We start from the raw sequence: 12,496 nt of genomic DNA, 5'->3' as shown, positions 1-12,496 counted from the left end.
AGATTATGCAACATTTACAATGGTGGACTGATTTTGTAGCGTGGCAAGTTGATGCTCTGCCTATGGTATTGGTCACAGTAGTCCGCGCTGATGGTTCAACCCCGCGAGAGGTTGGTGCATCCATGTTGTTGCGGTTTAATTTGCAAAAGCAATGGCAGCAGTCAGATACGATCGGTGGCGGGCATTTAGAGTTTCAGGCGATTGATATTGCTAAAGCAATGTTAAAAGAAACGGAAACTTGTGTGAGGCGTATTGAACGCTTTAACCTCAGTGCTCGGTTGGGGCAGTGTTGTGGCGGAGTAATGTGGTTATTGTTTGAAAAAATATCACCCGCTACGGTCACATCGGATTTATCCGTGAGTTTGCAAGCATGGCGAGTTGGAAAGCGTATATCGCGTACCGTCTCACATCAATATGCATCCACTTGGCAGACTATGGATATGAAGCAACAACCAAGTTTCGAGTTTGATTCTGACAGTAGTGAGCAATGGCAATTTAGCCAGCAGATTCAACCAAATACCATGCAAGTACTGATTTGTGGTGCAGGGCATGTGGGGGAATCAATTGTCCGTTGTTTATTACCTATTGGTGTTCGGGTGAAATGGATTGATCCACGTGATGATATTTTTCCACCAGATTTACTGCAACAGGTGCAATGCTTAACGACTGATACCTTAGAAGCCGAGATCGAGCATTTTGACCGTTTAGGCGCAATTTTAATATTAACTCATGACCATCAATTAGATTTGCAACTATGTTTTTCAGCCTTGAAACCTGCGGCAAAACCATTTGCTTATGTTGGGATGATTGGCTCAAAAAGTAAAAGGGCTATTTTTGAAAAGCGTATGCAAATACGTGGTTATACTCAGGAAACATTACAACGTTTGGTTTGCCCGATCGGGGTAGAAGGAATTTCATCGAAACAACCTGCAATGATTGCCATTGCAGTAGTTGCTCAATTATTACAGGTATTTGATGTAAAAAAATGATCCCAAAGGATCATTTTTTTTGTTCGAACTTAGGATTTTTTTCTGCACGTTTAAGCAGTACGAGAACGGCACCTGTACCACCTTGATTTTCAGGGGCACTTACAAAGGCCAAAACATCGCGGTGCTGACGTAACCATCCGTTGACATAGGTTTTTAAGACCGCTTCTGGGCCTTTACCATGCACAATTTTGATGACATTTTGATTTTCATCTTTTGCCATCTGGATAATCTGTAAAACTGCGTCACGTGCTTGTTCAATGGTACAGCCGTGTAAATCTACAGCTTCAAACCAACGCATCTTGCCTGCTTTTAAGTCTTCAAAAACCTTATGTTGCAGAGTCGCGATGCGATAGCTTAGCGTTGCTTGGCTTGCGACCGGATTTAAAGCAGCTTGCGTATCTGATAACTCGGCATGTTCGGTATCACGACCACCTTCAGCAGCTGCACGTTTCGCTAGCGTTTGTGCGTCGACTTTTCTGGCACGAGGTGTTTTTACATCGGCAACATTGCTATTGTTGATGCGTTTAACACCTGCAACAGCCTGTTGAAACAGATGGGTATCTTCCAATTCTTCAGGCTCAGCCTGAGATTTTTTAGTCTCAGGCTGATTTGTGATTTTGCTTGAATGAGGATTGGAGATTTGCTTTTTAAATTGCTTCAATAACTTTTGTTGCTCTTTAGAAAGCGATGAATCTTTATTACTCATATATCTTCATTAAACCGTTTGAGGTTGTCCAAAAAGGGCAGTAAAAGCTTGATCTGGACGTGGTTGTTTCATAAAACTTTCGCCGACCAAGAAGCTGTGAATATCATGCTCTTGCATCATGCGCACATCATCTGGTGTCGCTATACCGCTTTCAGTAATTAATAAACGTGAGGCCGGAAGTAATTTTTTCAATCGAATGGATGTATTTAAATCTACATCAAACGTTTTTAAATTACGGTTATTCACACCTAATAAACATTGCTCAGAAAGCTTTAAAGCGCGTTCCATTTCTTCTTCATCATGAACTTCAACTAGTACATCGAGTTGATGTTCAAACGCAGTTTTAGACATTTCTTCGAGTTGCTGGTCAGACAAACATGCAACAATTAATAAAATACAGTCAGCATGCAAAGCACGTGCTTCAACTACATTATATGGGTCAATCAGAAAGTCTTTACGTAAAGCAGGCAGGGCACAATGACTGCGGGCAATCGCAATATTTTCATCTGCACCCTGAAAGAAATCAACATCGGTCAGTACCGATAAACATGCTGCTCCAGCTTGCTCATAATGCTCTGCAATTTCAGCAGGATTAAAATCTGCGCGAATAATCCCTTTTGATGGAGACGCTTTTTTAATTTCAGCAATCACACCCGGACGTTTATGTTTTAAAGCATTTGCAAAGCCACGCACTGGAGTCGCAGCTTTTGCTAATTCTTCAACATCTTGCAAATTACGTTGTTTTAAACGCGCAGCAAGTTCCTCATGTTTACGGTCAACAATTTTACCTAAAATGGTATTTTGAATATTAATCATGAGAAATCCTTAATCTGCCTGAGATTGCTTTAATGTTTTGGTAAATTCAGCCAAAACACTCATTTTTTCTAAAGCCTGTCCGCCATAGATAATATCTTGAGCGAATGTAACAGCCTGAGCATAAGTTTTGGTAATGCCCGCCACATAGATGCCTGCACCTGCATTAAGCGCAATCATGTTTGCTGCTTTTTCACCAATATCGGATTTATTTTTGCTTAAAGCATCTTTAATTAACTTTAGACTTGCTGTTGCATCAGCGACAACCAAACCACTTAAAGTTTGCGACTCAATTCCCACATCTTCAGGATTAAGCGTCCACTCAGTAATTTCACCATCTTTGAGTTCGGCAATAGCAGTAGGAGCAGCAAGACTGATTTCATCAAGACCGTCTTTTGAATGAACAACCATCACGTGTTCAGCACCTAGTTGTTTCATTACTTCGGCAATTGGACGGCAAAGTTCATCTGAAAATACGCCAATCACAAATCGCTTTACACCAGCCGGGTTGGTCAGTGGGCCAAGTAAATTAAAAATACTTCGAATACCAAGTTCACGACGTGGGCCAGCAGCATATTTCATGGCTTTGTGATGGTTTGGTGCAAACAAGAAACCTACACCCATTTCACGGATACAGCGCTCGGTTTGTTGCATATCTAAATCAAGATGAATACCTGCTTGTTCAAGTAGGTCTGATGAACCTGATTTACTTGAAACGCCACGGTTACCATGTTTTGCAATGGTTGCGCCTGCTGCTGCAATGACAAAGCTTGACGCTGTAGAGACGTTAAATAAATTTTGGCCATCACCACCAGTACCCACAATATCAACTAAATGTTTGATATCACTAACATCGATCTTGATCGCAAATTCGCGCATGACACGTGCAGCAGCTGTCATTTCGTCAATGCTTTCACCTTTCATGCGTAGGCCCATCATCAAAGCACCAATTTGTGCTTCGGTTGCCTCACCTTGCATGATGCTGCGCATAATTTCTTCCATTTGAGGCTGAGTCAAATGAATGTTCTTGGTAATGTGGTTGAGCGCCTGTTGGATATTCATAGTCATGATTTACAGCATTAATGATTAAAATTTTTAGGTGAAGTTGATCAAGAGTGGGATGTTCAGCTTGTTGCGTTCCATGTTTCACTAGCTACGGGGAGCTATGTTAGCAGAAAATAACCAAAGATTTTTGTTGTTCGATACGAGTTTTAAAAAATTTGCTGGTTTATTACTTTAGTTTGATTAATAAACAGAATTTATTCATTGAAAAAGGTTTTAGTTTGTTGTGAGTTTTTATGATAAATAATTAACCATTTGGTATATCTTAAACATAAATATATCTAGGAAAAATGCGTATAAATCAGTCAAATAAAAGTGGATATAGTAGGGCGATCTTTATTTTGTCTATTAATAAATATGTATTTAAATAACTTGAAATATGTAGGAGCTTTAAAAAATAAGCGCTCATTTATTTTTGTATTTGTTGCACTGTTTCATCCACTGGAAAGCTATGCGCAAGAAGCTGTAGAGCAACCACAAAAGCAAGCTAAAACAGATAAAGTAGTCCGTGTTGCTGTGACAGGGTCTCGGATTTCAAAAGCACAAAAAGATGGCCCGACGAGTGTGACCGTAATTACCGCAGCCGATATTGAAAAACAAGGTTTTAGTAATGCATTTGATGCACTCAATAATTTGACGCAGAACACGGGTTTTGTACAAGGCGCCGATTATGGAAATACTTTTACGCCTGCGGCTAATGCTATTAGTTTACGGGGCTTAGGACCGAATCATACTTTGACTTTGATTAATGGACATCGGGTTGCAGACTATCCTGTACCGTACGATGGGTCTGTCAATTTCGTGAATTTAGCCAATATTCCCACTGCCATTATTGACCGTATTGAAATATTAAACGGTGGTGCCTCTGCAATTTATGGTTCAGATGCAATTGCAGGTGTGGTAAATATTATTCTGAAAAAGAAAACAGACGGCACACAATTTAATATTAAGGCAGGCGGAACAAAAGAAGGTGGTGAAAACTTACGTTTACAACTGAGTGGTAGTAAAACTTTAGACAAGCTCAGCCTTGTTTATGGGGTTGAACTCAGTGGCCGTGAACCGATTTGGGCAGCCGATCGAGATTTTATGTCGAGCCGAACTCGTTTGGGAGAAAAACCAGATACGGTTGTAGGTCGTAAAAATGCCAATACTGGAAAATATCTTTCCATTGGTGGGTGTCAGGCCTTTAATGGTTTATTCAAAGGTTCAGTCAGTAATATAGGACAAGCTGGTGCAGACAATTGTGCTAGTGGTTTGGCACGACCAACCTATTGGACGGTCCAAACCCAAAACCGCAGTCAAAATGGTTATCTCGGTTTAGACTATGAGTTAAATGATAAAACTCAATTGTTTGCCGATTTTTTAATTGGCGCCAATCAAATTGAAAACAATACGCGTGGTCCGACATGGACATCTTTAGGTGGATCAAGTGGTTATTTCCTCAATCAAGATTCGGGAAATTATGAAATTTGGAATCGTCGTTTTGCACCTGAAGAATTAGGCGGGGTAGAGCGAGTAAATAAAAAATGGAAAGAACTTTCTTCAAACTTAAATTTTGGAATTCGAGGCGATATTGGGGAGACGAGCTGGAGTTATGAGGCGGCCTATAATGGTTCCATCTATACCAGTCAGCTACGCCGCCAAGGCTTATTACGTTCGAATGTTGATGAATATTTCTTAGGTCAGCAACTTGGTACAGATGCAGATGGTATTCCTATTTATTCCCCTCATTTAGATCGTTTAAGTCGACCACTAACAGCAAGTGAATTTGAAAGTATTTCGCGCACAACAAAAGAAAAAGATAAATCGTGGGCACAAAGTTTAACCTTAAGTGCGAATGGTGATGTGTTTAAGTTACCTGCGGGAACTGCCAAACTTGCAGCAGTGGCTGAAATTGGGCGTCAAGGCTTTTCGATTAAGCCAGATCAGGCACTTGAAAATGGTGAGTTTTATAATGCGAGTTCTACTGGCGAATATAGCGGCACACGTACACGCCAAGCACTTGGTGCAGAATTATTCTTGCCTTTAGCAAAACCATTAAATTTAACGCTGTCTGGACGTTATGACCGTTATGCTTTGTCAGATAACAGTATTGATAAGTTAACTTTCGGTTCGGGTCTCGAGTTTAGACCACATCCGACTTTATTGGTGCGCGGTAACTACGCGACTAGCTTTCGTGCACCAGATATGAACTATCTGTTCTTAAATAAGCAAAAAGGTTATTTCGCAAGCACGACCGATTATTTACGTTGTAGCCAAACGGGACAACCTTTAGATAAATGTAGCTTTAAAGATTACTCGCCTGGGGCAAACTACACTTTAACCGGAAACAAAGAATTGAAACCTGAAGAGGGTAAATCTTATGGTGCAGGTTTTGTTTGGTCGCCAACCAGTAAGTTTGATATCAGCGTCGATTACTGGGATATCAAAATTGATAATCTTGTGACCAACTTAAGTGAGGACAAAATTCTACGTTTAGAAGCAGATTGTCGTTTAGGCAACCAAGATATTAACTCTGCGGCTTGTATTGATGCATTAGCACGTGTGGAGCGTAACCCTGCAAATGCAGTTGTCGACCCAAATGTGATTAAGAATATAAATATCGTTCCGATTAATGCTGCATCAGACCATACCCGCGGGATTGATTTCACTAGCAGATGGCGCTGGAAAACAGAGAGCTTTGGTAACTTTCTCTGGACGATCAATTATAGCCGTGTACTAGAACATGAATATCAACAATCAAAAGATGGCGAGAAAGATGACTACTTAAAAGATTTAACTATTCCAGATTGGCGTGACCGTTTTAATACCAGTCTCAGCTGGAGCTTTGGAGATTGGGCATCAACAGTATTAGTTAATCGTTATGGCAAAATTCCAAACGGTGACCAAACTGTCTACCTAAGCCCAACCTATTTAGTGAACTGGAGTGGTACTTATCAAATCTCTCCAAAAGCGTCTGCTTCAATCATTATTAATAACTTGTTTGACAAAGTGAAACGAGATGACACGGGCGGTTGGCCGTATTATCCAGTAGGATCATATTCACCATTTGGCCGTCAAGGTTGGTTGGAGTTTAACTATAAATTCTAAGAATGATGTGTGGATGCAGCGAAGTGGTACAGCATTTGCTGCATCTTTTTATTTAAAACTACAGAGGATAAATCCCTTATGTTGGTCAAGCCTTCATTTAAAAAAAGATTACTACTTACAACATTATTATCTTTATCGGCGACACAGATTTTTGCATCGAATAACAGTGAACAAATCCCGATTGGTAAATTACCCGAGTGGGTCGTACCCGAATCTTATGATTTAGATTTTAAGATTGATCCCGCACAAAAAGGCTATACCGGTAAAACCACTATTCATTTAAAGCTGGCTCAAGCCATAGATCACATTTGGATTCATGGTAAATCTTTGATGGTGAAAGATGTGAGTATTACATCGGCAGAGGGCGTCAAAACCAAAGCAAAATATGAGCAAGCCTCCGAGGTAGATGGGGTGAGTAAAATTAAATTTGCCAAAACCTTGCCCGCAGGACAGTATCAACTCGTTCTAGATTTTAATGCAGCGTATGACCAGCAACTTGACGGTATTTATAAAATTGAGTTTGAGGGTAAACCTTATGTGATGACTCAAATGGAAGCAATTAGTGCACGCCAGTCATTTCCGTCATTTGATGAGCCACGTTTTAAAACGCCGTTTAATATTCGTTTGACGATTCCAAGCAAATATTCAGGTTTTGCCAATACTCAACAAACATCTGAGCAAGCAGATAAGTCAGGTTGGAAAACACTCAGTTTTGCACAAACTAAACCACTACCCACTTATTTACTTGCGTTGGCTGTCGGTCCTTGGCAATTACAAAAAGGGCCTGATATTGGTGCAACTTCATGGCGTAAGCAGCCGATCCAGTTACGTGGTATTGCACCCGATGCAAAAGCTGAAAAAATGCAGCATGCCTTATCTGAAACGCCAGCCATTTTAAAAACTTTAGAAGATTATTTTGCCTTTGGTTATCCATTTGACAAGCTAGATTTACTGGCAGCACCAGACTTTGCTGCTGGGGCAATGGAGAACCCGGGGTTAATTACTTTTAGAGACTACTTGATGTTGCTAGATAAGGACTCGCCAGTCTCTTTTGTACAGAATTCATTTAATGTCAATGCACATGAGCTTGCACATCAATGGTTCGGTGATGTCGTCACGATGCCGTGGTGGGATGATTTGTGGCTAAATGAATCTTTTGCCACATGGATGCAAAGTAAAATTACTCAAAAATTACATCCCGAATTTAATGCTGACCTAGAACGTATTACAGACACTGCAGATGCGATGAAAAGTGATAGCTTGGTGAGTGTGCGCCGTATTCGCCAGCCTATTTTAAGTAATGCCGATATTCAAACTGCTTTTGATGGTATTACTTACCAAAAAGGTGCAGCTGTTTTAAATATGTTTGAAAGCTATTTGGGTGAAGAAAAATTCAAACAAGGGGTGCGCAATTATATTAATAAGCACCAATATGGTAATGCGACAGCTAATGATTTAATTAGCGCTTTAGCAGAGCAGTCTGGACAAGGTGAGCGCTTTACTAGAGCGATGAAAAGTTTTCTTGATCAACCAGGTGTGCCTTTAATTAACACCGCATTACAGCAAGAAGACAATAAAGTCTTTTTAAATGTGAAGCAAAGCCGTTACTTACCTGTTGGCTCAAAAGGTGATGCAAGAAGCCTGTGGGGTGTACCATTATGTGTACGTTATGAAGTTCCAAATGCAGGTAGTAAAGTGCAATGTGAATTGGTAGACCAAGCAGAAACCAAGATTGAACTCAAAGGTGCCAGCCTTGGCAGTTGGTATATACCAAATGCAGATGCGGCAGGATATTACCAATTTAGTTTGCCACAAAAAGAGTTTACTCGTCTGACTGCCGCTACAGAAAAGCTTTCTAACACTGAACAGTTGGCTTACGCCTACGCGATTTCAGCGGCATTTAACCACGGTGATATTAATTTATTGGCTGTCGTAGATGCTGCGAAGAAATTTGCCAATTCAAATAGCCGACAAATTAGTACAGCGCTGTTTTCCCAGTTAAGTACGATTTATCGTCATGTATTGAAAACAGAAGCTGAACGTGAACATTTTAGAAAAGTCTTAGCTAATTTATATTTACCTAAATTAAATCAGTTGGGTTATGTCAGCAAAACAGGTGAACCAGCTGAAGACAGTTTATGGCGTAGTGAGTTGGTTAGATTTCTTGCTTTAGATATTCAAGTTTCAGAAGTTCGTACACAACTGTTAAAACAGTCAGATGCTCTCTTTGCTCAAAAGCAGCTTAATTTTGCGCAAGTAACACCTGAATTATTGCCAACTATTTTGGCTGTACGTGTACAAGAAAAAGGTCAACTAGCTTTTGATCGTTTATCTGGAGAGCTACAACGCGTGACTCAACCGACACAACGTCTTGCAATACTTACAGCTTTGGGTTCAGCAAACCAAGAAGCAACACGCCAACAAGCACGTCAGTTGATTTTGAACCCTCGTGTTAAAGTCGGTGAAGTTCATACCGTGATTAACTCCATCAATAATTATGGAGATGAACAAGGTGGCTTATGGTCTTGGTTTAAGGTAAATCATGACGCCGTGTTTGATCGTTTAGGTAAATCTTCGGCTGGGCGTTTTCCTGCAATGTTCAGTGGAGCAGCATGTAGCCAACAAAAAGCGGCACAGTTAAATGACTTTTTTGCACCACGAACTAAAGAATTGGTCGGGGTTGAAAGAGGATTGAAACAAACCAAAGAACGTATTCAACTCTGCGAATCTTTGGTGGCAAAACAAGATGGATCGATTGTGCAGCAGTTAAAGTTGTAATTGATTCAGCCATAAAAAAAGCCAACTGATCGTAGTTGGCTTTTTTATTAAGGATTCTTATCAAATTACTTTTAAAACAATCTATTTACGGCTGGCTTATGCGTAGATCTCTAAAAAGTTTTTAAAGATTTGATGGCCATGCTGACTCAAGATTGATTCAGGATGGAACTGCACGCCTTCAACAGGCAATGTCTTATGTTTAACACCCATGATTTCTTCTATTGAGCCATCTGCTTCATTAGTCCAGCACGTTACTTCAAGGCAATCAGGCAGTGTTTGCTGATCAATCACCAAAGAATGATAGCGAGTTGCCGAGAATGGGCTAGGAAGATTACTGAAAATACCCTTATTGCTGTGGTACATATCAGATAAACGCCCGTGCATCACCGTTTTGGCTCTTACAATTTTTCCGCCAAAAGCTTGCCCAATACTTTGATGCCCTAAACACACGCCAAGCAAAGGAATTTTTCCGGCAAAATGATTAATTGCAGGAATTGAAATACCTGCTTCACTTGGAGAGCAAGGGCCAGGACCAATCACAAGATATTTTGGTTGCCATCGTTCAATATCCTCTAATGTGACTTGATCATTGCGAACTACTTTTACTTCCTGATTCAACTCGCCAAAATACTGGACGATGTTGTAGGTAAAAGAGTCGTAATTGTCGATCATTAGAAGCATTTTAGATTCAACTCACTGATTTATAAAAGGATTTATTTTTGATGCGGTTTTGATACTCAATTTGGTACTCAAGATTGAAAAAGTACCTATGTCTTTGTATAAAATAAAGCCACCTCAATAGGTGGCTACTTTATCAGATTCTTTTGTGTCTGTAACGACAGATTGTACATAGGACAACAACCAGAAACTTTTTCGTCCATCCTTATGTGGCCTTTGGTATCTGCCTTCACGTATCCGTGCATCTAGAGTTTCAGGTTCGATATTCAGCATGTGTGCAAATTCTTCACGACCAACACGTCGCTCTTCTTTAGCTTGAGCTAAACGTTCGACCACAGCTACAAGCTTTTCCATCAAACCAGGTTCAATCTTAATTGCTTGTCGCATTTTGTTTTTCCTCCCGTTTAGCATTTACGCGTTTAATTACTTTATATAGAGTCTCTCGAGTCATACCTAGAATTTGAGCTGCTTCAGTTTTATTACCTCTAGTTTTTACCAATACTTTTTCTATAAGTAAGAATGCGACATGGTTAAGGATGTCTGTATACGAATCACCATTTTCTAGCGCTACGTCTAAATCAGCTTCAGTTAAAATAATGTTCATTAGATCACCTTAATCAAATCTAATGGTTGAACCTTTCAACCAGCCGCTACAAACAGCACCGCTAATTTTCTGGCCATCTTTGTTTTTGGCCGTAAACTTTGTGGCAAAGGTGTCATCTTCACTACAATTAAAGAAGGCGTGGCCATGTGTTTGGATATCTGTAAATCCATTTGCTTTTAGGGCTTTGATTGCATCATTAGAAGAAGAGCAACCACTTAACAATAAAGTTATAAGTAATAGTTTCTTCATAGCTCAGCTCCAGATTCAACAACTAGTGGTAATTCCATCCACCGATCAGGTTGTGGGTCATCTCCACCACAACAGCCGCAGCCGTGATATTCCAAAATGAGTGGATTAAAATTTTTATCCTTCGGATCCCATTCACCTTGAAAAACCCCTTCAGAATTCTGAAGTAAGATATTTCTATCTTTAGGTGCCGTTTCGATAGGTTGCCATGTGGTTAATTTTGCTTTAGCCATCCAGGTTTCTTGCATTAATTCAACGTCGTTATAACCAAGAGCACAGCCAGCTTCTCGAACCATATTTGTAATAACGCCCAGGCAATTCCAATCTATTTTCACGATGCCCTTGGTTTTGAGGAAGGCAACGAATAATTCTCTTTCAACTTTTTCATTAACCATTTTGTACATCCTCTTTTTTTAACTGACATGCTTTGGTTTTAACCTTTGCCATAATCAAACAAGTTTCATTCGTTATAGGATTAGCCAACTTATGAAAACTTTGTGAATAACGCACCATTTCTGATTTTTTCATTAAGATAAGGTTCTCAATTCGACAATCTGATTTATCCTGATTCTTAAAGGCAATTACATGCTTATCTGGAACAGGACCAAAATGCTTTTCCCAAATGTGTCGATGTTTCAGAGCAAATATATTTGGCTCAGCAATTTTGATATGAATGTAACCGTCTTTCTTATCAATTCGCTCATACCCAATAGGCTCTTTATTCCAGGGATATTGGCCTTTCTTAAAACTTGTACGATTTGCACCAGTTAAACCTTTCGTACCTTTGTTAGGTGGAACACTTCCTTTCTCAAAACAACCGGTGCGGCCAGTTTTCCACTTGTTTCGTTTGCAAAGACCACTAATGTTGTCGATTGAGATATTTGTATTAAATTTCTCATTAAAACGTTTAGTAAGTTCTTTACGCTCAAGGGTGCAATTAGACTTCACATAATCCAATTGCTCAGCTGTATATCGGATTGGTTTAGCCATGGCCAATTGTCCGTTGAGTTGTTTTGAATGCTTCAGGAAGGTTTTCAGCGCCTTCTTTCATACCTCGATATTCAGCAACAAGTTTTGTGGCTTGAAGTTGCAAGTTAGCGTTTTCAATAACTGACTTACATATTTCGTTTACAGCACCGGCTCGAGAAACTTCTTCTTTAAGAGCATCACCTTTAAGTTCGTTATTACTTAAACGATCCAATTGAGCAAAAAGGTGTTTATTTAATTCTGATAAATTTGACATTTGTTCTCTCCAGGAAGAAACACTGAGTTAGGCCTTCAGGTGTTCTTCAAATTCTTTACCAAGTGAATTAGCCAACTCATTGCCTGTTAATTCACGAGTAACCATTCCGTACTGCTTTTTAGATCTAAAATTAAAGCCGCGACCGTCTTGCATCTCTTTGACCTGGTAGCCCAAGAGGGCTAACCAAATTTTGAATGCAAGGAGATTTTTGCGTTTAACGACCGTTCGCATTACCGCCTCCAGCTGCCTTCTTTTAGCTTTGCGTCATAAAGACATTGCTCAATTTC

13 protein-coding genes and 1 pseudogene are annotated in these 12,496 nt (G+C 39.9%); 3 read left to right on the top strand and 11 right to left on the bottom strand.

Annotated features, from left to right (window positions below; genetic code table 11):
* The first annotated feature begins 5 nt into the window (after nt 1–5).
* On the top strand, nt 6–989 hold the full coding sequence (gene xdhC / locus MKL51_RS06130; RefSeq protein ID WP_032042320.1) for a xanthine dehydrogenase accessory protein XdhC: 984 nt from the start codon (nt 6–8) through the stop codon (nt 987–989).
* 10 nt (nt 990–999) lie between these two features.
* Here the strand turns inward: xdhC and MKL51_RS06125 are convergent, their stop codons facing one another.
* The 3 genes from MKL51_RS06125 to trpD are packed head-to-tail and all read right to left on the bottom strand — an operon-like array spanning nt 1,000 to nt 3,570.
* Nucleotides 1,000–1,695, bottom strand: a complete 696-nt coding sequence (locus MKL51_RS06125; protein ID WP_005068085.1) for a Smr/MutS family protein — start codon at nt 1,693–1,695, stop codon at nt 1,000–1,002.
* Between the two features lie 9 nt (nt 1,696–1,704).
* On the bottom strand, nt 1,705–2,511 hold the full coding sequence (trpC, locus tag MKL51_RS06120) for an indole-3-glycerol phosphate synthase TrpC (RefSeq protein WP_017480714.1): 807 nt from the start codon (nt 2,509–2,511) through the stop codon (nt 1,705–1,707).
* 9 nt (nt 2,512–2,520) lie between these two features.
* Nucleotides 2,521–3,570 carry an anthranilate phosphoribosyltransferase gene (gene trpD, locus MKL51_RS06115; RefSeq protein ID WP_002118605.1) on the bottom strand — a complete coding sequence of 350 codons (1,050 nt, stop codon included), beginning with the start codon at nt 3,568–3,570 and terminating at the stop codon, nt 2,521–2,523.
* A gap of 357 nt (nt 3,571–3,927) precedes the next feature.
* Here trpD and MKL51_RS06110 point away from each other — a divergent pair, with 357 nt between their 5' ends.
* Both MKL51_RS06110 and MKL51_RS06105 read left to right on the top strand, forming a co-directional pair.
* The gene (locus tag MKL51_RS06110; protein WP_032005257.1) at nt 3,928–6,660 is read left to right on the top strand and encodes a TonB-dependent receptor plug domain-containing protein; all 2,733 of its coding nucleotides are present in this window, start codon (nt 3,928–3,930) and stop codon (nt 6,658–6,660) included.
* A 7-nt stretch (nt 6,661–6,667) separates the two neighbouring features.
* Nucleotides 6,668–9,438 (top strand): annotated as a pseudogene (locus tag MKL51_RS06105) (M1 family metallopeptidase).
* Between the two features lie 96 nt (nt 9,439–9,534).
* Here the strand turns inward: MKL51_RS06105 and MKL51_RS06100 are convergent.
* The 8 genes from MKL51_RS06100 to MKL51_RS06065 all read right to left on the bottom strand — a co-directional run bounded on the left by MKL51_RS06100 (nt 9,535) and on the right by MKL51_RS06065 (nt 12,440).
* Nucleotides 9,535–10,119 (bottom strand): anthranilate synthase component II, encoded by a 585-nt coding sequence (locus MKL51_RS06100; protein WP_000925675.1) that lies wholly within the window; start codon nt 10,117–10,119, stop codon nt 9,535–9,537.
* 114 nt (nt 10,120–10,233) lie between these two features.
* On the bottom strand, nt 10,234–10,503 hold the full coding sequence (locus MKL51_RS06095; RefSeq protein WP_086355063.1) for a hypothetical protein: 270 nt from the start codon (nt 10,501–10,503) through the stop codon (nt 10,234–10,236).
* Nucleotides 10,487–10,720, bottom strand: coding sequence for a helix-turn-helix domain-containing protein (locus MKL51_RS06090; protein WP_270904243.1), 234 nt, complete (start codon nt 10,718–10,720; stop codon nt 10,487–10,489). The genes MKL51_RS06095 and MKL51_RS06090 overlap by 17 nt, the downstream gene beginning before the upstream one ends.
* 9 nt (nt 10,721–10,729) lie before the next feature.
* A complete protein-coding gene (locus MKL51_RS06085; protein WP_270904242.1) occupies nt 10,730–10,969 on the bottom strand; it encodes a hypothetical protein in 240 nt (79 codons plus the stop codon).
* A complete protein-coding gene (locus MKL51_RS06080) occupies nt 10,966–11,361 on the bottom strand; it encodes a hypothetical protein (protein WP_270904241.1) in 396 nt (131 codons plus the stop codon). The genes MKL51_RS06085 and MKL51_RS06080 overlap by 4 nt, the downstream gene beginning before the upstream one ends.
* The gene (locus tag MKL51_RS06075; RefSeq protein WP_270904240.1) at nt 11,354–11,956 is read right to left on the bottom strand and encodes an HNH endonuclease signature motif containing protein; all 603 of its coding nucleotides are present in this window, start codon (nt 11,954–11,956) and stop codon (nt 11,354–11,356) included. The genes MKL51_RS06080 and MKL51_RS06075 overlap by 8 nt, the downstream gene beginning before the upstream one ends.
* The gene (locus MKL51_RS06070) at nt 11,949–12,209 is read right to left on the bottom strand and encodes a hypothetical protein (protein WP_068563244.1); all 261 of its coding nucleotides are present in this window, start codon (nt 12,207–12,209) and stop codon (nt 11,949–11,951) included. Before MKL51_RS06070 ends, MKL51_RS06075 begins: the two co-directional genes overlap by 8 nt.
* A gap of 27 nt (nt 12,210–12,236) precedes the next feature.
* A complete protein-coding gene (locus MKL51_RS06065; RefSeq protein WP_150378086.1) occupies nt 12,237–12,440 on the bottom strand; it encodes a hypothetical protein in 204 nt (67 codons plus the stop codon).
* Nucleotides 12,441–12,496: the final 56 nt, after the last annotated feature.

Source organism: Acinetobacter sp. AOR18_HL (assembly GCF_027855145.1).
Taxonomy (GTDB): domain Bacteria; phylum Pseudomonadota; class Gammaproteobacteria; order Pseudomonadales; family Moraxellaceae; genus Acinetobacter; species Acinetobacter pittii.
This window is presented reverse-complemented; position numbering and strand designations above follow the sequence as displayed.

Excerpts from the sequence above, each read along its gene's own strand:
- MKL51_RS06125 (WP_005068085.1), bottom strand. The coding sequence starts at position 1,695 with ATGAGTAATAAAGATTCATCGCTTTCTAAAGAGCAACAAAAGTTATTG.
- MKL51_RS06080 (WP_270904241.1), bottom strand. The coding sequence starts at position 11,361 with ATGGTTAATGAAAAAGTTGAAAGAGAATTATTCGTTGCCTTCCTCAAA.
- MKL51_RS06075 (WP_270904240.1), bottom strand. The coding sequence starts at position 11,956 with ATGGCTAAACCAATCCGATATACAGCTGAGCAATTGGATTATGTGAAG.
- MKL51_RS06085 (WP_270904242.1), bottom strand. The coding sequence starts at position 10,969 with ATGAAGAAACTATTACTTATAACTTTATTGTTAAGTGGTTGCTCTTCT.
- xdhC (WP_032042320.1), top strand. The coding sequence starts at position 6 with ATGCAACATTTACAATGGTGGACTGATTTTGTAGCGTGGCAAGTTGAT.
- MKL51_RS06070 (WP_068563244.1), bottom strand. The coding sequence starts at position 12,209 with ATGTCAAATTTATCAGAATTAAATAAACACCTTTTTGCTCAATTGGAT.
- trpD (WP_002118605.1), bottom strand. The coding sequence starts at position 3,570 with ATGAATATCCAACAGGCGCTCAACCACATTACCAAGAACATTCATTTG.
- MKL51_RS06095 (WP_086355063.1), bottom strand. The coding sequence starts at position 10,503 with ATGCGACAAGCAATTAAGATTGAACCTGGTTTGATGGAAAAGCTTGTA.
- MKL51_RS06090 (WP_270904243.1), bottom strand. The coding sequence starts at position 10,720 with ATGAACATTATTTTAACTGAAGCTGATTTAGACGTAGCGCTAGAAAAT.
- MKL51_RS06065 (WP_150378086.1), bottom strand. The coding sequence starts at position 12,440 with ATGCGAACGGTCGTTAAACGCAAAAATCTCCTTGCATTCAAAATTTGG.
- MKL51_RS06100 (WP_000925675.1), bottom strand. The coding sequence starts at position 10,119 with ATGCTTCTAATGATCGACAATTACGACTCTTTTACCTACAACATCGTC.
- MKL51_RS06110 (WP_032005257.1), top strand. The coding sequence starts at position 3,928 with ATGTATTTAAATAACTTGAAATATGTAGGAGCTTTAAAAAATAAGCGC.
- trpC (WP_017480714.1), bottom strand. The coding sequence starts at position 2,511 with ATGATTAATATTCAAAATACCATTTTAGGTAAAATTGTTGACCGTAAA.